Origin of the sequence: Foliimonas ilicis (assembly GCF_039939195.1) — a bacterium.
Taxonomy (GTDB): Bacteria; Pseudomonadota; Alphaproteobacteria; order Rhizobiales; family Rhizobiaceae; genus Foliimonas; species Foliimonas ilicis.
In genome coordinates this window covers 287,437-308,089 of sequence record NZ_JBDUUH010000001.1, presented here as the reverse complement: position 1 = coordinate 308,089, position 20,653 = coordinate 287,437, and the positions used below count along the sequence as shown (strand labels likewise).

Below are 20,653 nucleotides of genomic sequence, written 5' to 3'. Positions count from 1 at the left end.
ACCGGATCAGGGGGCAGCATGGTTTCGCGTGTTGGCACGGTCGCGTTTCAAGGCATCGACGCTGTATCCGTGGATGTTCAGGTCATGATCGCGCCCGGCAAGGCTGGAATGCAGATCGTCGGCCTTGCGGACAAGGCGGTTGCCGAAAGCCGTGAGCGCGTGCAGGCTGCATTGCATGCTTCCGGTCTTTCGATGCCCGCCAAGAAAGTCACCGTCAATCTGGCGCCAGCCGACCTGCCGAAAGAAGGCAGCCACTATGATTTGCCGATTGCGCTTGGCCTCATGGCAGCCCTCGGCGCGATCCCGGCGGATGCGCTTTCGGCTTATGTCGTGCTTGGTGAGTTGTCGCTCGATGGCACGATCAATGCCGTTGCAGGCGTCCTTCCGGCAGCAATCGCCGCCAATGGATTGGGCAAGGGCCTCATCTGTCCGGCGTCTTGCGGTTCGGAGGCTGCATGGGCGGGTGCCGATACGGACATTCTCGCACCGCGCAGCCTGATTGCGATTGCCAATCATTTTCGCGGCACACAGGTTCTTTCGCGCCCGGAGCCGAGCATTCATGAACCGGCACGAAACCTTCCCGATCTCGCGGATATCAAGGGGCAGGAAACGGCGCGGCGCGCATTGGAGATAGCCGCCGCCGGTGGGCATAATCTGCTTATGATCGGACCGCCGGGTTCGGGAAAATCCATGCTTGCCCAGAGGCTTCCTTCGATCCTGCCGCCTTTGTCGCCGAAAGAGCTTCTGGAAGTCTCGATGGTCGCCTCCATTGCCGGTGAACTTGCAGGCGGCAAGCTGACGGATCGACGCCCATTCCGCTCGCCGCATCATTCTGCGTCCATGGCGGCGATGGTTGGTGGTGGTTTGCGGGTGCGTCCGGGCGAGATTTCGCTGGCGCATAATGGCGTGCTGTTTCTGGACGAGTTGCCCGAGTTTTCGCCGCAGGTGCTGGATTCCCTGCGTCAACCATTGGAGACCGGCGATTGCATGATCGCGCGCGCCAATCATCGCGTCACCTATCCGGCCCGCATTCAGCTCGTTGCTGCGATGAACCCGTGCCGATGCGGTATGGCCGGTGAACCCGGCTATCGCTGCGCACGCGGTCCGCGCTGTCAGGCGGATTATCAGGCGCGCGTCTCCGGCCCGTTCATCGACCGCATCGATCTTCGCATCGAAGTACCTGCCGTATCCGCTGCAGATCTCGTACGGCCGGGAAAGTCAGAACCAAGCGCTGCCGTTGCGGCGCGTGTTCTGCGCGCGAGGGCGCTGCAGCGCAACCGGTTTGAATCAATGGGGTTCTCAGGCACGATGACCAACGCGCAATGCGCGACATCTCTCGTAGAGGAGATTGCGGCACCGGATGCTGGCGGCACAGCACTTTTGCGTGATGCGAGCGAGAAATTCGGGTTTTCAGCCCGTGCCTATCACCGTGTATTGAAGGTCGCGCGCACGCTTGCCGATCTGGACGATAAGGAGACGGTCGGGCGCATACATCTGGCTGAAGCGATTTCCTACCGAATGAGCGCGGAAAAGATGCCTCAGGCAGCTTAAACGCACTCATGAAATGAGATTCGCAGTCTACGCCGTACACGTGTATGCGGGCGGCGCTGGCACTCTGAATTATTGAAAATGCGCGTCGCGCTTACCGAAAATCAGGCACGATTTCCGGGTCTGTGCTGCAGTAACTGGCTTTACTTGACCGCGGCAACCAGCGGCGTCTGACCTTCGCGGATCGTGACCCAGCGTCCCGTATGCGTGCTCGATTGCCTTTTCAGGAAGTGATAGCCGGTCTGGTCCCATACCTGCACCTTGTCGGTGAGGTTATCGAGGATCAGGTCGCCATGATCCGTGCGAAGCGTCAGCACTGCATGGCCTTCACCATCGGGCTTGCGCACGACGGTAATCAGCAAATTGGACACAGAAACGCCCTGACGCATCAGCGTGCGGCGCTTTTCGAGTGCATAGTCTTCGCAATCGCCGACGCCGGCGTCCGGGTAGGCCCAGACTTCCGGCTTGCCGTAGATGTCCATGTCGCTCATTGGCTTCACGGCAGCGTTCACAGCCACATTCACGCCCGTCACCTTCTGCCAGAGCGCGTCCGTCATGCGCTCCGGGCCGCGATCACGGCTGCGGATCATGCATTCGGAAGGATTTACTTTGCAGAAATCATAATGGCCGATCGGCTGCGATGTGAGACCGCCGGTTTCCATGTTGGAAGCCTGAGCCGATGCGAATGCGCTACCGGAAACCAGCCCCGCAAGAAGCACTGCCCGCAATGCAGGCTGGATTTTCAATGAGAACATTGCCGCCGCCCATTTGTTCACACTTTATTTCTTAATGAAACGTTAAGGTCGAACTATGGCGGATGTCAATCAGCCGGAGGGCAGCTATGGGCGGTAGGGTTAACTTGGCAGAGACACCGCGGCGATTCTGCAACAGGCCTTTTGGCTTACAGCTTGCGTCGATGGTGGAGGTGCACCGGCACCGTTTTGCCTGTCGATGCACCTATTGAGTTAGATCAGGCTTTGCCGGTCTTCACGAGGCGCGGTTTGGAACGCCGTGCTTCAGCGCCATTGGCCAGCATGAAATCGACAATGCGCGGCACGATCTCTGCTCGGAAGCGCGAGCCGTTGAAGACGCCGTAATGGCCGACCTTCGGCTGCATGTAATGCGATCTCATTTCGGCAGGAACGTTGCTGCAAAGATCATGCGCCGCCTTGGTCTGCCCGAGGCCGGAAATATCGTCATTCTCGCCTTCGATGGTCAGCAGAGCAACGTTTCTTATCGCACTCGGATCGACCGGTGTGCCGCGATGCGTCATCTCGCCTTTCGGCAAATCGTGACGAATGAAGACGGTTTCGACCGTTTGCAGATAGAACTCTGCCGTCATGTCCATGACTGCGAGATATTCGTCGTAGAAATCGCGATGTTTTTCGGCGCTGTCGCCATCTTCCTTCACCAGATGGGTGAAAAAATCACGATGCGCTGTAATGTGGCGGTCGAGATTCATGCTCATGAAGCCCGAAAGCTGCAGGAAGCCGGGATAGACATTGCGCATGAAACCGGGTGCGGGCCATGGCACTGGCATGATCACATTTTCGCGAAACCAGTCGATGCCCTTCTCTTTTGCGAGAAGATTCACGGCGGTCGGGTTGCAGCGCGTGTCGATCGGTCCGCCCATCAGCGTCATGGAAGCGGGTGCGAAATGGTCGCCCCGCGCCTCCATGATTGCGGCTGCGGCAAGCACCGGTACGGAAGGCTGGCAAACACCCATCACATGCGTATCGGGTCCGAGCGCATGGAGCATGTCGATCACATAGTCGATGTAATCGTCGAGATCGAACTTGCCTTCGGTGACTGGCACCATGCGGGCATCTGTCCAGTCTGTGATGTAGACTTCCGCATGCGGCAGCATGGCTTCCACAGTACCGCGCAGCAGCGTGGCGTAATGGCCGGACATTGGCGCGACGATAAGCAGTTTGGGGTCCGCCTTGTGCGATCCGCGCAGGCTGCGATGGAAATGGATGAGATTGCAGAAGGGCCGCTTCCAGACGATCTTTTCGGTGACATCGACGTCCTTGCCATCGATGCTCACGCTGTCGAGGCCGAAACTTGGCTTGCCGTAGCGCCGCGTCGTACGCTCGAAAAGCTCTGCCGCAGCCGCAATCGAGCGGCTGAACGGAGTGTGTGCGAACGGGTTGAGCGGATTGGAGTAAAACAGCCGCACCGCGTCGGCATAGGCCCGCGCCGGCTGAAGCGCCGCGTGGTTCATCTCATAAAGCTGGTAATACATTCGGGCTCAAAAGCTCCTTGGGTCCAAAACCATGAAACGGCGGACCCGGTTAACTTACAGTCAAACCTAGCGATGATTTGCTGCGTTGCAATATGTAGCGCCAATATTGTGTATGAACCAGCCTATTGAGGAGATGAAAATCGCGTTCAGAGGCCCTCAACCAGAACGATTTCGCCATCAGCATATTTCTGACGGATCGCCTGCGCGGCCTGATATTCGGGAGAGTTGAAGCAGTTGCGTGCATCGTCCATGGAAGCGAATTCGATCACGACATTGCGCGCACGCCCCGGTCCTTCGACTGCTTCGCTGGGGCCGCCGCGCACGATGAATTTCGCGCCATAACGCTCGAAAGCGGGCTTCGCGGTCGAGACATAGTCCTTGTAACCTTCAGGGTCGCGGACATCCACGCGTGCAATCCAGTAAGCTTTTGTCATTGTGTTCTCCGCTTTGTTGAGCGTTTTAGATAAAGCCTGCCGCTGAAAAATTCTATATCGCGGCGGCTGCAATCTGGTCGGGAGGCAGGACAACAGTGCCAGGCTGATCGGAGTTCGCGGCCATGACGGTTTTTCTTTTCATCGTAACCGCATGCGGATGCGGCCGCCCAAGGTGAAAGCCTTGTGCTTCGTTGCAGCCTTCGACTTTCAGCAATTGTAACTGCGCCTCGGTTTCCACGCCTTCGGCCAGAACGCTGATATCGAGGCTTTTGCCCAATGCCAGAACGGCGCGGATGATCGCCCGTGCCTGCATGCTGTGTTCCACCTCCGTCATGAACGAGCGGTCGAGCTTGATACGGTCAAATGGGAAAGATCGCAGCGTTTCCAGGGAGGAATAGCCGGTTCCGAAATCATCGATGGCAATCGTCACGCCCAGCGCCCTGATCTGGCGCAGCGTGTGAAGCGAGCGGACCTTGTCCTGGATGATCGAGGTTTCGGTTATTTCCAGTTCCAGACGCGATGGTGAAAGCTTGTTGTCGAGCAGGATCTGGTGAACGAGCTGCGGCAGGTCGCCATGGGTTAGCTGGACGGCTGAGAGATTGACGGCAATCTTGTATGGCATTTCCCAGGCTGCTGCCGCCCGGCATGCTTCCCGCAAGACCCACTCGCCGATCGAAAGGATGGTGCCGGTTTCCTCGGCCAGTGGAATGAATTCTGAAGGCGGCACGAAGCCGTGCTCCGGGTGCTTCCAGCGCAACAGCACTTCATAGCCCATGATCGCACCGTCGGTGACGTTCGTCTGCACCTGATAGTAAAGCTGGAGCTGGTCCAGTTCGATCGCGTTGCGCAAATCATGCGAGAGGTCGCGTCGTGCGCGGGCAAGTTCGTCCATTTCTGCCTTGTAGAAGCAGACGGACCCCGTAACATCCGCCTTGGCGCGATACATCGCCAGATCGGCATTGCCGACCAGTTTTGTCGAATTGTCGCCATCCTGCGGGTAGATCGAGACGCCAATGCTGGCACCCGTCACGACCTCATAATCGTCGAGGCAGATTTTCTCGAACATCAGCGTTTCCAGGCGCTGCAGGAAATCCATAAGCTCGCGCTGGTCGGTGAAGCGCTTGACCGCCGCAAATTCGTCGCCGCCTATGCGTGCGACGAACTCGCCGTCATGCAGCATGTCCGTCAGCCGGGCCGCTATGATTTTCAAGGCGCTGTCGCCGGCTTCGTGACCGCGGATGTCATTGATTTCCTTGAAGCGATCGAGATCGATCCCGACCACGGCGATATTGCGCGAATGCTTCTTTGCCCGCTCGATTTCCTGCGCCAGATAATTTCCGAAATTTGTTCTGTTCGGCAGGCCTGTCAGCGCATCGTTCATCGCCATCTGGCGAAGAGCATCCAGATTCTTTTCCGTTACATCGGTATCGATCAGATAGCTGGCAAACCCGGTTCCGATGATGACGAGGGTCACACATGCTACGGCCACCGCCATTGCGACAATCACGCCGAAATCGGCAATCGGTGCGCCGGTGGTCAGCGGCGTGACCGTAACAGCGGTCATTCCGGTAAAGTGCAGGCCGACGACCGCGAAAACGAACATCACAAGCGAAGGCCAAACGGCATTCTCGTTCGCAAGTGTCAGGCATATTGCGCCGAAGGTCAGGGCAATAATTACGGAAGCGGCGATATAAGTCGTGTTCCATTCGACGATGCCATCGACATGATAGGCGGCCATGCCGATGTAATGCATTGCGGAAATTGCGACGCCCAGAATGATGCCGCCGATCAGGGTCAGGAATTTCTTCGAATAACTCGCCAGTTCGAAAGCCACTGCCGATCCAACGATCACGATCAGCAGCGAAACCATCGTGAGAATGGGCTCGAACGTGACCGGAATGTCGGCATCATAGGCGAGCATCGCAATGAAATGCGTGCACCAGACCGATGAACCGGTGGCTACGGCCGCAAGAAAAATCCATCCGCTTTTCTGCGTTCCGCGGCGCATGCGCGCTCTTTGATACAGTCCGAGCCCGACCCATCCGCCGCCGATGCAGACGAGTGCTGCAAGGCCCACCAGCCAGAGATTATGCAATGTAGCGATGCAGGTAATGACGCGCATTGTCCAACTTCCGATGAAATGAAACCAGCGCTGGTCGGGCGCACCTGTCGGAAGCAAGGGTTGGAAAATTGGAGCGCACATTCCGGCCGGCAAAAATTGCAGGTGCGGAAGAACGTCTGCCAAGTTTTGACACCCCCGCCAAAACAAGATGCGAAACTAATGCCCGTTCGCCGATTGAGAAGACGTTAATTACGTCCGCACAGCCCGTTTGACGGCTGTTGGCCTGCGCGTTTGGTTTCCGGTCGGTAAAAAAATCACGAAAATGAAGACGAATTGGCCATTTTGGGTGAAATCCGGCAATGCACCGTGCCACTTCAGCATTCAATCCGTGATTTCGTTTGACATTCGATTTTAATTCGAAATGATAAATTTCATTTTCGATTAGGTTGCGGACTGCTGGAGACTGACGTGGACGGCGTCGTAGACATCTTTATTATTGGCGGCGGTATTAACGGATGCGGCATTGCGCGCGATGCGGTCGGGCGCGGCTATTCCGTCTATCTGGCCGAGATGAATGATCTCGCCAGCGGCACCTCTTCGGCGTCCACCAAACTCATTCATGGCGGCCTGCGCTATCTCGAGCATTACGAGTTTCGACTGGTGCGTGAATCGCTGATGGAGCGCGAAGTGATCTGGCGCAATGCGCCGCACATCGTCTGGCCGATGCGCTTCGTGCTGCCGCATCACAAGGGCCTGCGCCCGGCCTGGCTGCTGCGGCTCGGCCTTTTCATGTATGACCATCTTGGCGGCCGCAAGCTTCTGCCCGGCACGAAAACACTCGATATGAACAGCGATCCGGCGGCAATGCCGCTGAAAAAGCTGTTCAGCAAGGCGTTCGAATATTCCGATTGCTGGGTCAATGACGCGCGCTTTGTCGTTCTCAATGCGCGAGATGCCGCCGATCGCGGCGCGACCATCCGCACGCGGGCGAAAGTCACGGAAGTTCGCAGACAGGGCGCGAATTGGGAAGTTTCGGTTCAGGACGTTGCCACGGGCGCGGTCGAGAATGTTACGGCAAGGCTGGTCGTCAATGCTGCTGGACCCTGGGTCGACAATGTTCTGTCTTCCGTTGCCAGCCGCAACGAGGTTCACAATGTCCGTCTCGTTCAGGGCAGCCACATCGTCATCAAGAAGAAATTCGATGATCCGCGCGCCTATTTCTTCCAGAATACGGACGGGCGCATTATTTTCGCTATCCCCTATGAGGAAGATTTCACGCTGATCGGCACGACCGATCGCGACTATGAAGGCGACCCCCACAATGTGACGATCAGCGATGCGGAGACAGATTATCTGTGTGCTGCTGCCAGCGAATATTTTGCCGATCCCGTCACGCGCGACGACATCGTCTGGACCTATTCGGGTGTTCGCCCGCTGTATGATGACGGCGCTTCGAAAGCGCAGGAAGCGACGCGCGACTATGTGCTGAAAACCGATGGCGGTAATGGGCAGGCGCCATTAGTCAATGTTTTCGGCGGAAAAATCACCACATACCGGCGTCTTTCCGAGCATGTTCTTGAGAAAATCGAGGATTTTCTTGGCAAGAAGGGCGCAAAATGGACCGCGAATGCACCGCTTCCGGGCGGTGATTTCCCGGTCACGACTTTCGAGGCCGAGCTTGAAAAGCTGAAACTTGCGTTCCCGTTTCTTGAAGCCCGTCACGCGAAACGCTTGCTCCGGCTTTACGGCACACGCGTTTATCGGATGCTAGGCGAAGCCACCTCGGCAGCCGATCTTGGCCGCAATTTCGGCTCCGATCTTTATGAGGCGGAAATCCGCTATCTTGTCGACAATGAGTGGGCGGTCACTGCCGAAGACATAGCCTGGCGCAGGACGAAGCGCGGCCTGCATCTCGACAAGCAGCAGCTTGCCGTGCTGGATGATTTTGTGAGGAGCCTGAGCACCACAAAGCAGAAAGCACTTTAGATCGGGGGGATTGCATGACGGGTCACATACTAGCGATCGATCAGGGCACGACGTCGAGCCGCGCCATCATCTTCGATGCGAATATGAAGATCGTCGCCACCGGTCAGCAGGAGTTTGCGCAGCATTACCCGGCATCCGGCTGGGTCGAGCATGACCCGGAAGAAATCTGGGATACGACCAAGGCAACCATCAAATCCGCGCTCAAGAAGGCCAGGCTGAAAGCGGCCGAAATTTCTGCCATAGGTATCACCAACCAGCGCGAGACGGTCGTCGTATGGGACAAGGCGACGGGTGCGCCGATCCACAATGCAATCGTCTGGCAGGACAGGCGAACAGCACCCATCTGCGCGAAGCTGCGCAAGCAGGGCCTCGAGCCGAAATTCACGAAAAAAACCGGACTTCTGCTCGACCCGTATTTTTCGGGCACAAAGATCGGATGGATTCTCGACAAGGTGAAAGGCGCGCGCAAGCGGGCGGAAAAAGGTGAGCTGCTTGCCGGTACGATCGACACATTTCTCATCTGGCGCCTGACCGGCGGCAAGGTCCACGCCACCGATGCGACGAATGCCTCGCGCACACTGCTTTACAACATTGCTGAAAATCGCTGGGACGAAGAGCTTCTGGATTTGCTGCGCGTGCCCGCTTCGCTTCTGGCAGAAGTGAAGGATTGCGCCGCCGATTTCGGCATTACCGAAAAGAGTCTGTTCGGGGCGGAAATTCCGATTCTCGGCGTCGCGGGCGATCAGCAGGCGGCGACCATCGGGCAAGCCTGTTTCGAACCCGGAATGATGAAGTCGACCTATGGCACGGGCTGTTTCGCGCTTCTGAACACCGGCAGCGACATGGTTCGTTCCAAGAACCGGCTTCTGACGACGATCGCCTATCGACTGAACGGCAAGACGACTTATGCGCTTGAAGGCTCGATTTTCGTGGCGGGCGCTGCCGTGCAATGGCTACGCGACGGGCTGGGTGTCATCGGCAAGGCCGAGCAAAGCGGCACACTCGCTGCAAAGGCCGATGAAAGCCAGAATGTCTACCTTGTGCCAGCGTTCGTCGGTCTTGGCGCGCCGCATTGGGATGCGGATGCGCGGGGCGCGATGTTCGGTCTGACACGCGGTTCCGGCCCTGCCGAATTCGCACGCGCCGCACTTGAATCCGTCGTTTTCCAGACGCGCGACTTACTCGAAGCCATGCAGAAAGACTGGAAGACAACCGCTCGCTCGACCGTGCTTCGAGTTGATGGCGGAATGGTCGCTTCCGACTGGACGATGCAAAGACTGGCCGACATTCTCGATGCGCCGGTGGATCGGCCGACTATCCTTGAGACGACGGCGCTTGGTGCCGCATGGCTTGCCGGTTCGCGCGCCGGTGTCTGGCCGGATGCGAAGAAATTCGCCAAATCCTGGGCGCTCGACCGCCGCTTCAAGCCGGACATGGACAAGGCCCAGCGTCAGACAAAGCTCAAGGGCTGGCGCGACGCGGTAAAGCGGACGCTTTCGTAATTAGAGGCTCAGAGCTTTACGGATATTGTCGAAATCCGCCCATGGATCGGCAGCGCGAAGGGCGCTGTCTATATCTTTCGAGCCGAGCTTGAACGCCGCCGGTTCCATACCGCCTTCCAACTGCTTCCATGTAATCGGGACGGAAACCGTAGCCTCCGGCTTGGCGCGCGATGACCATGGCGCGACGGTGGTCGAGCCGCGCCCATTGCGCAGATAGTCGAGGAATATCCGCCCCGTTCGCGCTTTTTTCGAAAGAGTGGCCGTGTAGCGATCAGGTTCCGCCTGCTGCATGGCAAGCGCAAAATCATGCGCGAATGTCTTCACCGTTTGCCAGTCCGCTTTCGGCTTCAGCGGAACGATGACGTGGAATCCCTTTCCTCCCGACGTCTTCACGACGGATGGCAGTTTCAACTCATCGAGCCGAGACCTGATGTCGAGCGCTGCATCGCGCACCGCATCCATCGAGACGCCCTCGTCAGGGTCGAGGTCGAAGACGATCTGGTCGGGCTTTTCGAGCTGGTCGATGGTCACGCCCCATATGTGGATTTCGACCACGCCCAATTGAACGAGCGCAGCCAGCCCGTCGAAATCGGTAATGTAGAGAAGCTCCTCGCCATCATGCGGATCGCTCATTTTCGAGATCGCATCGTGCATTCCCGGTGACGCATGTTTCTGGAAAAACCGTTGTCCGCCTACGCCGTCCGGCGCGCGAAGCAGGCTGAGCGGACGATTGACGACGAATGGCTCCATGCGCGGCCAAACCTTTTCGTAATGGTCGAGAAGGTCTTTTTTCGTTACCCCGGCATCCGGCCAGAGGAGTTTTTCGGGCCTGCTGAGTGTCACCGAACCCGTCCCTTGCTTGATGGTTTTCGTGGGTTTTGAACTCGAAACTGCGCGTTTGGCTGCAGCTTTTTGCGGTTTCTGGTCCGCTTTCTCGGCGACCACTTCTTTGGCAGGCTTGTCCTCGCGCAGACCCTGAAACGAAGCATGCCGCAATATGCCCTGATCCGTCCAGGAGCCGAATTCGATTTCGGCGACCAGTTCAGGCTTTACCCAGACAACGCCTTTTTCCTTGGCGGGAGCACCAGTGAAGGCGGACGCACCGGCCTTCACCGCATCGAGCTTCTTCTTGAGATCGTCAGCGACTTTGGACGAAAAGCCCGTTCCGACACGCCCTGCTGGCTTCAACGTGCCTTTCTCGTAATAGCCCATGACCAGAGAGCGCAATCCACGGCCGGTTTTCTGCGAAGGCAGGTATCCTGCGATGACCAGTTCCTGACGCTGCGTGCATTTGGATTTGATCCAGTCATGGCCGCGCCCGCTGTGATAGGGCGCACCGGCGCGTTTGGAAATAACGCCTTCAAGACCCATCCGGCAGGCATGTTTCAGCATCGTCTTGCCGGGTTCGATGAAATGCTCGCTGTACCGTAGCGGGTCTGCCTCGTCTTCACCAAGCAAGGCTTTCAGCCGTTCCTTACGCTCGATCAACGCGTCTTCGCGCAAATCTTCGCCGTCGATATGGAGAAGGTCGAAAAGGTAGAAAAGCATGCCTTCCGTGCGGTCTTCGGAAAGAGCGAGTTGAAGGGCCGAGAAGGACGCGACGCCCTTATCGGCAAGCACAACGATCTCGCCATCCAGCACCGCATTGTCGCAATCGAGTTTGGCCAACGCCTCCGTAATCGGCTTGCCGAAACGGGCGGTCCAATCGAGACCGTTTCTGGTGTATAGCTTCACCTTGCCGTCATTCACATGCGCCTGAATGCGGTAGCCGTCGAATTTCACCTCATGCAGCCATTCGTCGCCGGAGGGCGGATTGGCAGACAGAGTGGCGAGGCAAGGCGGAATGAAACCTGGAAGAGCAGTCTTTGCTTTTGCGGATTTTTTCGCTGTCTTGCGCGGCGTTTTGATCGGTTTTACTGTTTTCCCGGCACCAATTTCCTCGATCGTCAGCCCGGATTTCACCGATTGCGGCGCGTCTTCGAGAATGTCTTCGCCGGGTTTTGCGGATGCATCGTCCGATTTGATGAGCAGCCAATTGTCGCGTTTTTCCTTGGGGCGAGGCTTCAGCCGCACGAGATGCCAGAGACCGTTCAGCTTCTGGCCTTTCAGCTCGAAGCCGATATGGCCCTTCTTCATCGCGGCATCCGGGTCCATTTCCGGTAGCCATGTGCCTTCATCCCAGACGATGACGGAGCCCGCGCCGTATTCGCCCTTTGGGATCGTGCCTTCGAAGGAGCCGTAATCTAGCGGATGGTCTTCGACGTGAACGGCGAGGCGTTTTTCGGAGGGGTCGAGGCTCGGGCCGCGCGTTACCGCCCAGCTCCATAAGACGCCATTGTGCTCTAGCCGCAGATCGTAATGAAGCCGCGTCGCGTCATGTTTGTGAATGACGAAAACGCCACCGGCAGCGGCCTTTTTTCTCCGCTCGGAAGACCCGCTCGGTTCGCTGGTTTTACGAAAGTCGCGCTTTTTGCGGTATGTTTCGAGGCTGTCCATCGATCATGCCGATTTGCGTTTCGTGGCAGAGGATTTTGTCTTTGCTTTTGATTTTGCCGCTGGCTTCTCGTCCGAACCGCCCTCGGAAGCGAGGCTTTTCTTGAGCGCATCGAAGAGATTAACCACATTGGATTGTTTCGGCGCTGCCTTGATGACAGGTGCCTTGCGCCCCGCCTTCTTCGCCTTGATCAGGTCGAGCAAAGCGTTCTCGTAGCGGTCTTCGAACAGGGATGGATCGAATTTCGATTTCTTCTTGTCGATGATGTGGGTCGCGAGGTCGATCATCTCCTCATCGATCTTCACATCCTTGATTTCGCCGAACACGGTGTCGGGCTTGCGCACGGTGTTGTCGTAGCGAAGTGTCGTCAGAAGCATGCCTTTGCCAAGCGGCTCGATGACCACGGGCCGTTCGCGGCGGTAAAGCACGATACGGGCAAGACCGGCCATTTTCTTTTGCTGAAGTGCGTCGCGGATGACGGCGAAGGCTTCCTCCGAAACTTTGTCAGCGGGTGCGAGATAATAGGGCGTGTCGAGATAGACCTGCTCGATCTCCGACTTACTGATAAAGCCGTCGAGGCTCATCGTATGCGAGGATTCGATCTGGACGGCTTCGATCTCGTCTTCCTCGACAAGAAGGAATTCTTCGTCGCTGATCTCGTAGCCTTTGACCTCGTTCTTGTCGTCGATCGGCTTGCCGGTAACGGAATCGATATATTGCCGTTTCACCGTGTTTCCGGTTGCCCGATTCAGCACACGAAACGATACTTTTTCGCTATGCGTGGTGGCATTTGAAAGCTCCACGGCACAGGTTACGAGCGAAAGTTTTAGATAGCCTTTCCAGGCGGGACGCGGAGCCATGGCAATCTCCCTGTCCGCGCATTGTGCGGACCAAAGATTCCAAACGCCTTGAATGCCAAGGCGGTTCCCGTGTTGCTCAGGGAGCGTCGATTTCGGCCTGCAAAGCGTCCATATGTGACTTTGCGACTTCGGAAACCGCACGTTCTATCGCCCGGTAGCGCGCAATGAGTGCGAGGCCAAGCGGGGTCAGTTCAGCGCCGCCGCCCTTGCGACCGCCGGTCTTGGCATCGACGACCGGCTTGCCGAAAAGCGTCTTCATTTCCTCGACCAGATCCCAGGCGCGCTTGTAGGACATGTCCATTGCGCGTGCCGCCGCCGAAATAGAGCCGAGCGCGGCTATATTTTCGAGAAGCTCGATCTTGCCCCGGCCGATGCGTCCGTCGGGGTCCAGTTTTATGCGCAGGCTGAGCGAAGGCATGATCTTCCGGTACGGTTTTCAGGCACTATACCGCATGAATGCGCTTTACACATCCCGCGCTCATGCCGGTTGTTCACTGCCTTCGGTTGGCTGCTCTTTCGCCTGTTCCGGTTCCTTGATGCGGAACCACGCCACGTAAAGCGCAGGCAGGAACAGAAGCGTGATCGCCGTACCCGCAATGATGCCGCCCATCATGGCAAACGCCATCGGCGCCCAGAACACTTCGCGCGCGATTGGTATAAGCGCGAGGCTGGCTGCCGCGGCAGTCAGAGCGATTGGCCGCATCCGGTGTTCGGTGGCTTCGATGACGGCGTGCCAGCGATCCGTTCCTTCCCGGATAAGATCCTCGATCTGCACGATCAGGATCACCGAATTACGGATCAGAATGCCTGCCAGCGCCAAAACACCCAGCAGCGCCACGAAGCCCAAAGGCGCGCCGCTTGGCAGCAATGCGGCAACCACACCGATGAGGCCGAGCGGCGCGACTGCCACCACCAGAAACAGACGCTGGAAGCTCTGGAGCTGAATCATCAGGATCGTCGCCATGACGAACAGCATCAGCGGCACGACTGCGGCGATCGGGCCTTGGCTGTTTGCGCTTTCCTCGACCGAGCCGCCGGTCTTGATCGAATAGCCCGCTGGCAGCTTATCGGAGAACTCCTTGATGATCGGAGCCAATTGGCCAACCACGGTATCCGGCAACGCATCGTTTGCGAGACCTGCCTTGACGGTAATCGTTGGAATGCGCCCGCGCCGCCAGATCGTCGGCTGCTCCTGCTCGTAGCGGATGTTGGCGACGGCAGCGAGCGGAATGGATTCGCCTGAACCTGTCGGGATTTGCAAATTCTGCAGCGTGGCGATGGAGCCGCGTTCGTTCTCGCGTGAGCGAACGACGACGTTGACCAGATAGGTCGCGTCCCGCACCTGCGTTATCGTTGCGCCGCCGACAATGCTGTTCAGCGACGACGCGATGTCCTGCGAAGTCACGCCGAGCTGGCGCGCCTTGTCCTGCAGAACGTCCACTTTCAACACACGCGCCGGTTCGTTCCAATCATATGTGACGGGTTGAAGGTTCGGATTGTCCTCGATCGCGCCGCCGAGTTCCAGCGCCAGACTGCGCAGTTTCTGGATGTCTGGCCCGCTCAGGCGGTACTGGACCGGACGACCGACCGGCGGTCCGAGTTCAAGGAATTTGAGATAGGTATCGGTGCCGACGAATTTCTCGCGCAGAGTTTTTTCGAGCGAGATTTTCAGACGGTCGCGCGCTTCTACGTCCTTGGCGACGATGACCATCTGACCGAAATATGGGTTGGCTGGAAGCACGTCGAAGGTCAGCACGAAGCGCACAGCACCCTGACCGATATAGGTGCTCCAATGATCTATGTCGTCATTTCCAGCGAGCGCGATTTTCTCAAATCGCTCGAGCTCGGCCTTCGTTTCGGCGACCGAACTGTTTTGCGGCAAATTCCATTCGATGACGAGTTCCGGCCTATCGGATGACGGAAAGAACTGCTGCTGGATGAAACCCATGCCGAATACGGAGACGGCGAACAACAGCACCGTGGCGATGATCGTCAGCCAATGATGCCGTACGGAAAAGCGCAGCAGCCATGAGAACCCCGCGAACAGGCGGCTCGGTTTGCGCTCGTGATGCTGCTTCATCTTTGTCGGCAGAATGGTGATGCCGATGAGCGGCGTGAACAATACGGCTACGATCCACGACAGCAGCAGCGAGATCGCCAGAACCACGAACAGCGTATAGGTATATTCGCCTGCCTGGCTGCTGTTCAGCCCGATCGGGATGAAGCCAGCTACAGTGACCAGCGTGCCGGTCAGCATGGGGAACGCTGTGGATGTGTAGACGTAAGTCGCCGCCTTGCGCAGAGAATCGCCGACCTCTAGCCGCGCGACCATCATCTCCACGGCGATCATCGCGTCGTCGACCAGAAGCCCCAACGAAATGATGAGGGCGCCCAGCGAAATGCGCTGCAGCGATATGCCCATGATTTCCATGATCAGGAAGGTGATGGCCAGCACCAACGGTATCGACAGTGCGACCACCATGCCTGCCCGAAATCCGAGACTTATGAAGCTGACGGCCAGAACGATGGCGACGGCCTCAAACAGGGCGCGGGTGAATTCCGAAATCGCCTTTTGCACCACGACGGGCTGGTCTGCTACCTGATGGATGCCGACGCCGACCGGCAATTCGGCAACGACGCGGTTCATTTCCGCGCGCAGAGCTTCGCCGAATTCGAGCAGATTGGCGCTTGGCTTCATGCCGATGGCAAGCCCGATCGCGTCCTGTCCATTGTAGCGGAACAGCGAGGTCGGCGGGTCGGCATAACCACGCGTGATGGTCGCCACGTCGCTCAGGCGAAAGAAGCGGTTGTTGACGCGCAGATTGACCTGCCGGAGATCTTCTTCCGAGGTGAATTGACCACTAACCCGAACCGCGATGCGCTCGGCGCCAGACTGTATGACACCGGACGGCGTAATCGCGTTCTGCGCCTGAAGGCTCTGGATGACAGCCTGCTGATCGAGGCCGAGTGCGGCTATCTGGCGTGTCGAGAATTCGAGATAGATCGCCTCGTCCTGCGCGCCGATCAGCTCAACCTTGCCCGCATTGGGCACGGTGAGAATCTTGGTGCGCGCATCTTCGACGTAATCGCGCAATTGGCGCAGCGTCAGCCCATCGGCTGTGAAGGCGTAGACATTGCCGAACACATCGCCGAACCGGTCGTTAAAGAACGGGCCTTGAACGCCTTCGGGAAAATTCTGGCGGATGTCGTTCAACATGTTGCGCACATCGAGCCAGGTTTCGTTGACCTGCCGTGCACGTGTCGTTGATTGGAGATTGACGAAAATGATCGTCTGCCCCGCCGTCGTCACGCTGCGCGTGTAGTCGAGATTGTCCAGTTCCTCGAGCTTTTTCTCGATGCGGTCGGTGACCTGGCTCAGCGTTTCCTCGACCGATGCGCCCGGCCAGTTGGCTTGCACGAGCATCGTCTTGATGGTGAAGGCAGGGTCTTCCTCGCGTCCCAGATTGAGGTAGGAAAAAGTGCCCGCCACGACGAAGATGAGCATGAAGTACCAGACCAGCGATTTGTGGCCGATTGCCCAGTCGGAAAGATTGAAGCCCGTCTTCATTGCGCGGCACCTTCCATGATGCGGACTTTCTGGCCGGGTTCGAGGCTGTTGACGCCTGCCGTGACGACGCGCGCGCCAGCCTTGATGCCGCTGGCGACGGTGAAGCCGTAGCGGTTCTTCGCAGCGAGTTCGACGGACTTCAGATTGACGGTGGTGTTGCCGGGATCGAAGACCCAGACGGAATTGTTCTCACCTTCGGTGCGCAGCGCCGAGATCGGCAGTTCGATGACAGGTTCGACATTCATGCTGCGCATGGCCGTTACCGTTGAGCCGAGGCGGAAAGCGGTTTGAGGCTCGATGAGGCTGAGCCGAACGCGCCGCGTGCGCGTCGAGCCGTCTGCCTGCGGCGCGATCTCGCGCACCCGTCCGCGTGCCTTGATCGCGGGAGAGGATTGCAGGATCACATCGAATTCCGTGCCGACCGCAATGTCGCCGATCATCTGGTCGGGAATGTCGACCACCGCCTCGCGTATGTCGGAGCGTGCGACAGTGACGACCATCTGGCCCGGTGAAACGACGTCGCCGACTTCCGCGCCGATGGCCGTGACGACGCCGTCGAAATCCGAAAATAGCTGTGCGTAGCCGAGCTGTTCTTCCGATTTTGCGAGCGCTGCCTTGGCCCGGTCGAGATTGGCCTGCGCCGCATCCTTGGCCTGGCGCGCCGTGTCGTAAACCGCTTGAGACGTATTCGACTGTGCAAGCAATGCCCCCTGCCGCTCCTCGCTGGCCGAGGCATTCGCAAGCTGCGCCTCGGCGCTCGAAAGTTCGGCGCGCGCGGCTTGCAGACCAAGTTCCAGCGTTGAGGGATCGAGCGAGGCAATCGTCGTGCCCTTGGTGACGAGATCACCCACTTCGACGTCGCGCGCCACGATGCGGCCGAGAATACGGAAGGCGAGGCCGGCGCTGTATTCCGGCTCGATCGTGCCTGCAAAACCCTGCGTCTGCATGGTTTTTGGCTGAACGACCACCGACAGGACGGGCCGGATGATTTCAGCCTCTGGCGCGCTGTCTGAACAGGCCGAAAGCGCCGAGGCCATTATGATCGGGATCAGAAGGCGCTTCATTGCGCATTCTCCGCTGGTGTTTCTGATGCAATCTGGACGGTCTGGCCGGGGCGCAGAAGTTGCGTTCCCGCGGTCACGACATGCACGCCCGCGCTCAAGCCGCCATCGACGATGACGACACCGGAATCGTAGGAAAGTATATCGACCGGCTGCACCGCGACGATGCCTGTCTTGGGATCGACCGTCCAGACGGCCGGTTTGCCGCCGGTGGAAGAAAGCGCCTGCCACGGAAGAACGACCGCTTCGCCCCGGTCGATCGAGATCGTGCCGGTAATGGCAGCGCCCAGAGGCATTTGGGGCGGCGTGTCGGGTATGCCGATTTTGACGCGTACGGAGCCGGACGCCGGATCGACCACCGGCGAGACTTCGCGCACGGACCCTTGCGCCGTGACATCCGGGTTCGCGAGCAGCGAGATCGTCACTTTCGGCGCAGCCTTGTTGCCCGCCACCAGCGTTTCATCGACATTGAAGACGGCGTCGCGGTCGCCATCCTCGGCAATGGTGAAGACGGTTTGCGCGGCCTGCACGACCTGGCCTGCCTCGACGCTTCGGGCTGTGATGATGCCGGACACGCCAGCGCGCAATTCGGTGTAGGAAAGCTTGTCCTTGGCGTCGGCCTGCTGGCTTTGCGCAGATTCGACGCTGCTTTGCGAAACGCGCAATGCCTGTTCGGCGTCGTCATAGTCGCGGCGCGTGGTGTAGCCGCGCAAAAGCAATGTCTTCTGTCGATCGAAGGTAGCCTGCGCCTGCCGAAGCTGCGCTTGTGCGGCGTAAAGATTGGCCTCGGCCGAGCGCAGATCGGATTCCTGCTCCTGCGGATCGATGCGCGCCAGCACCGTATCGGGCGTCACATGCTGGCCGATCTCGACCTTGCGTTCGGCCACCCGTCCGCCAACCCGGAAGGACATATTGTTGGAATTGCGGGCCGCGATAACGCCGGTCAGCGAAAGGCTGGGCGTATAGGGCGAAACCTTCACCTCTTGCGTCTTGACCAGAACGAGCTGCTTTTCTGCGGCGTAGGCACCGGAACCGAGAACCACGGCCGCGAAAAGGACGGATGCAGCGTGAACTATCCCTCGTTTCATGCTTTTGACTCCGGTTCGGAAAGCGCCAGAATGGCGCGCGCATGGGATTCAGGGTCGATACCGCCAACTATAGCCGATTGGACGATAAAGCCGAACAACACAGACAGCATCAACTGCGCGAGATCGCGTGGCTCGGTGTTCTTCGCGACGACCCCGCTTGCGCGCCAATGTTCGACCACCGGTACGAGTTCTTCACGAAGGCCGCTGTAAATCCTGGACAGCGTTTTATGCAGATCGGGGTTGCTCTGCGCTTCGTTCCAGCACGCCATGCAAATTTTTGCGAGATCGTATTGCCGGTGCTCGGAATATTTCACGATCGTCGTTAGACCTTCTCTGACGAAAGCCGAGGGCGATACGGGTTCAGGCTCCAGAAACAGATCGAAAAGCTGGCGAATTTCGCCAAGCGACTCGGTAACCGCCGATTCGAGCAGCTCTTCCTTGCTTTTGAAGTAGGTGTAGACCGCACCGGCAGAGAGTCCGGATTCGCGGATGACGTCTTCCATCGTCAAGGCCTGCAAACTCTTTGCCTGAATGCAGCATCGCGTCGCATCCAGAATCTGGGTGCGACGTGCCTCGCGACGAGCTTGAGAAATCCTTGGCATGGCGATTACGCAAAAAACGAGTTCGACAATGCGAAATCTATAAGAGAATAATCATTCTCTTTGCAAGAGGATTTTTTGTGGGTGCTTCAAGGCTCAGAATTGGGGAGGTTGGTGCTAAAACGCAACCCGCCCTGAAAATCAGTGTTCCTTCCATGCCGAGCGTAAAATCCGCAGCCAATTGCCCTGGCTGATTTTTTCCAGTTCAGTCGCGCTATATCCAGCGCCCTGCAAGGCACGGATCAGCGATTGCAGCCCCGCCGCATCGCCGATTTCCTTTGGGATCAGTGCACCATCAAAATCCGACCCTAGCGCCACGCAGTCGATGCCCATACGCTCCACAAGATGATCGATATGGCGCACCAAGTCGGAAAGCGACGTGTCGGCAACTTCCTGCCCATCCGCTCGCAGCATGGTGACTGCGAAGTTGAGGCCGACAATGCCCTTGCTCTCGCGTATCGCGTCGAGCTGCTTGTCGGTGAGGTTGCGGGCAACCGGCGTCAGCGCATGCGCGTTTGAATGGCTGGCGACCAGCGGCTGGTCGGTGATTTCCGCCACGTCCCAGAACCCTTTCTCGGTAATGTGGGCGAGGTCGATCAATATGCCGAGCTCATTGCATGCCTTGACGAGGTCGCGTCCGGCATCTGTCAGGCCGGGGCCGGTATCGGGGCTTTTCGGATATGAAAACGGCACGCCATGCGCGAAGATATTGTTGCGGCTCCAGACCGGACCGAGCGACCGCAGGCCTGCAGCGTAGAACACGTCGAGCGCAGAAAGATCGGCACCGATCGCCTCGCAGCCTTCCAGATGGAGCACGGCGGCAAAACTGTCATTGTCGATGGCGTTTTCGATATCGGCGACCGAGCGGCAAAGCGTCCACGCTCCGGCGCGGTCGAGCTTTTGAGCGATCGATGCCATGCCAATCGAAATGTCGAGCGAAGGGCCGCGATCCAGAGGTTCGGCAAGCGGGGCGTCATAATGCCCCTCCTTGCTGCGCGGTGCGCGGGATTTCGGGAAAGGCGAGGGAACGTAGATCGCGCAAAGCCCGCCTGCCAGCCCTCCGGCGCGTGCGCGTCCGGCGTCGATATGGCCATCGCGCGAACCTTCGAGAAACCGCTCGACCGGATCGCCGCCCGCCTGCTGATGGAGCCAAAGGCGCAAAAGAACGTCGTTATGGCCGTCGAAAACAAGCTGCATGAATGCTCC

Annotated in this window: 15 protein-coding genes; 3 read left to right on the top strand and 12 right to left on the bottom strand. The window is 58.3% G+C overall.

The features are described 5' to 3' along the window. Positions 1-18: 18 nt before the first annotated feature. On the top strand, positions 19-1,551 hold the full coding sequence (locus ABFT80_RS01455) for a YifB family Mg chelatase-like AAA ATPase (protein WP_347970074.1): 1,533 nt from the start codon (positions 19-21) through the stop codon (positions 1,549-1,551). A gap of 140 nt (positions 1,552-1,691) precedes the next feature. Here ABFT80_RS01455 and ABFT80_RS01450 read toward each other — a convergent pair whose 3' ends face one another. From ABFT80_RS01450 to ABFT80_RS01435, 4 genes are all read right to left on the bottom strand, one after another. After that, a complete protein-coding gene (locus ABFT80_RS01450; protein ID WP_347970073.1) occupies positions 1,692-2,303 on the bottom strand; it encodes a transglutaminase-like cysteine peptidase in 612 nt (203 codons plus the stop codon). A gap of 215 nt (positions 2,304-2,518) precedes the next feature. Then, positions 2,519-3,793 (bottom strand): polyhydroxyalkanoate depolymerase, encoded by a 1,275-nt coding sequence (locus tag ABFT80_RS01445; protein ID WP_347970072.1) that lies wholly within the window; start codon positions 3,791-3,793, stop codon positions 2,519-2,521. Positions 3,794-3,939: 146 nt separating this feature from the next. Next, entirely contained in the window at positions 3,940-4,227 is a 288-nt protein-coding gene (locus ABFT80_RS01440) for a DUF1330 domain-containing protein (protein WP_347970071.1), read from the bottom strand. 52 nt (positions 4,228-4,279) lie between these two features. Further along, on the bottom strand, positions 4,280-6,349 hold the full coding sequence (locus ABFT80_RS01435; protein ID WP_347970070.1) for a putative bifunctional diguanylate cyclase/phosphodiesterase: 2,070 nt from the start codon (positions 6,347-6,349) through the stop codon (positions 4,280-4,282). Between the two features lie 408 nt (positions 6,350-6,757). On the opposite strand from ABFT80_RS01435, the gene glpD reads away from it, so the two are divergent. Together glpD and glpK are read left to right on the top strand one after the other, a co-directional pair. After that, positions 6,758-8,275 (top strand): glycerol-3-phosphate dehydrogenase, encoded by a 1,518-nt coding sequence (gene glpD, locus ABFT80_RS01430; protein WP_347970069.1) that lies wholly within the window; start codon positions 6,758-6,760, stop codon positions 8,273-8,275. A 14-nt stretch (positions 8,276-8,289) separates the two neighbouring features. Then, complete coding sequence (gene glpK / locus ABFT80_RS01425; protein WP_347970068.1) at positions 8,290-9,777, top strand: glycerol kinase GlpK; 1,488 nt, start codon at positions 8,290-8,292, stop codon at positions 9,775-9,777. Here glpK and ligD read toward each other — a convergent pair whose 3' ends face one another. The 8 genes from ligD to ABFT80_RS01385 form a co-directional block, all read right to left on the bottom strand. Beyond that, complete coding sequence (gene ligD, locus ABFT80_RS01420; RefSeq protein ID WP_347970067.1) at positions 9,778-12,273, bottom strand: DNA ligase D; 2,496 nt, start codon at positions 12,271-12,273, stop codon at positions 9,778-9,780. A gap of 3 nt (positions 12,274-12,276) precedes the next feature. Further along, positions 12,277-13,131 carry a non-homologous end joining protein Ku gene (gene ku / locus ABFT80_RS01415; protein WP_347970066.1) on the bottom strand — a complete coding sequence of 285 codons (855 nt, stop codon included), beginning with the start codon at positions 13,129-13,131 and terminating at the stop codon, positions 12,277-12,279. Positions 13,132-13,207: 76 nt separating this feature from the next. Further along, positions 13,208-13,549 (bottom strand): winged helix-turn-helix domain-containing protein, encoded by a 342-nt coding sequence (locus ABFT80_RS01410; RefSeq protein ID WP_347970065.1) that lies wholly within the window; start codon positions 13,547-13,549, stop codon positions 13,208-13,210. Positions 13,550-13,609: 60 nt separating this feature from the next. After that, on the bottom strand, positions 13,610-16,699 hold the full coding sequence (locus ABFT80_RS01405) for an efflux RND transporter permease subunit (protein ID WP_347970064.1): 3,090 nt from the start codon (positions 16,697-16,699) through the stop codon (positions 13,610-13,612). Next, positions 16,696-17,763, bottom strand: a complete 1,068-nt coding sequence (locus tag ABFT80_RS01400) for an efflux RND transporter periplasmic adaptor subunit (protein ID WP_347970063.1) — start codon at positions 17,761-17,763, stop codon at positions 16,696-16,698. The genes ABFT80_RS01405 and ABFT80_RS01400 overlap by 4 nt, the downstream gene beginning before the upstream one ends. Beyond that, positions 17,760-18,848 (bottom strand): efflux RND transporter periplasmic adaptor subunit, encoded by a 1,089-nt coding sequence (locus ABFT80_RS01395; protein WP_347970062.1) that lies wholly within the window; start codon positions 18,846-18,848, stop codon positions 17,760-17,762. Before ABFT80_RS01395 ends, ABFT80_RS01400 begins: the two co-directional genes overlap by 4 nt. Further along, positions 18,845-19,450 carry a TetR/AcrR family transcriptional regulator gene (locus ABFT80_RS01390; protein WP_347970061.1) on the bottom strand — a complete coding sequence of 202 codons (606 nt, stop codon included), beginning with the start codon at positions 19,448-19,450 and terminating at the stop codon, positions 18,845-18,847. Before ABFT80_RS01390 ends, ABFT80_RS01395 begins: the two co-directional genes overlap by 4 nt. A 138-nt stretch (positions 19,451-19,588) precedes the next feature. Continuing rightward, complete coding sequence (locus tag ABFT80_RS01385) at positions 19,589-20,644, bottom strand: dipeptidase (protein ID WP_347970060.1); 1,056 nt, start codon at positions 20,642-20,644, stop codon at positions 19,589-19,591. Positions 20,645-20,653 lie beyond the last annotated feature (9 nt).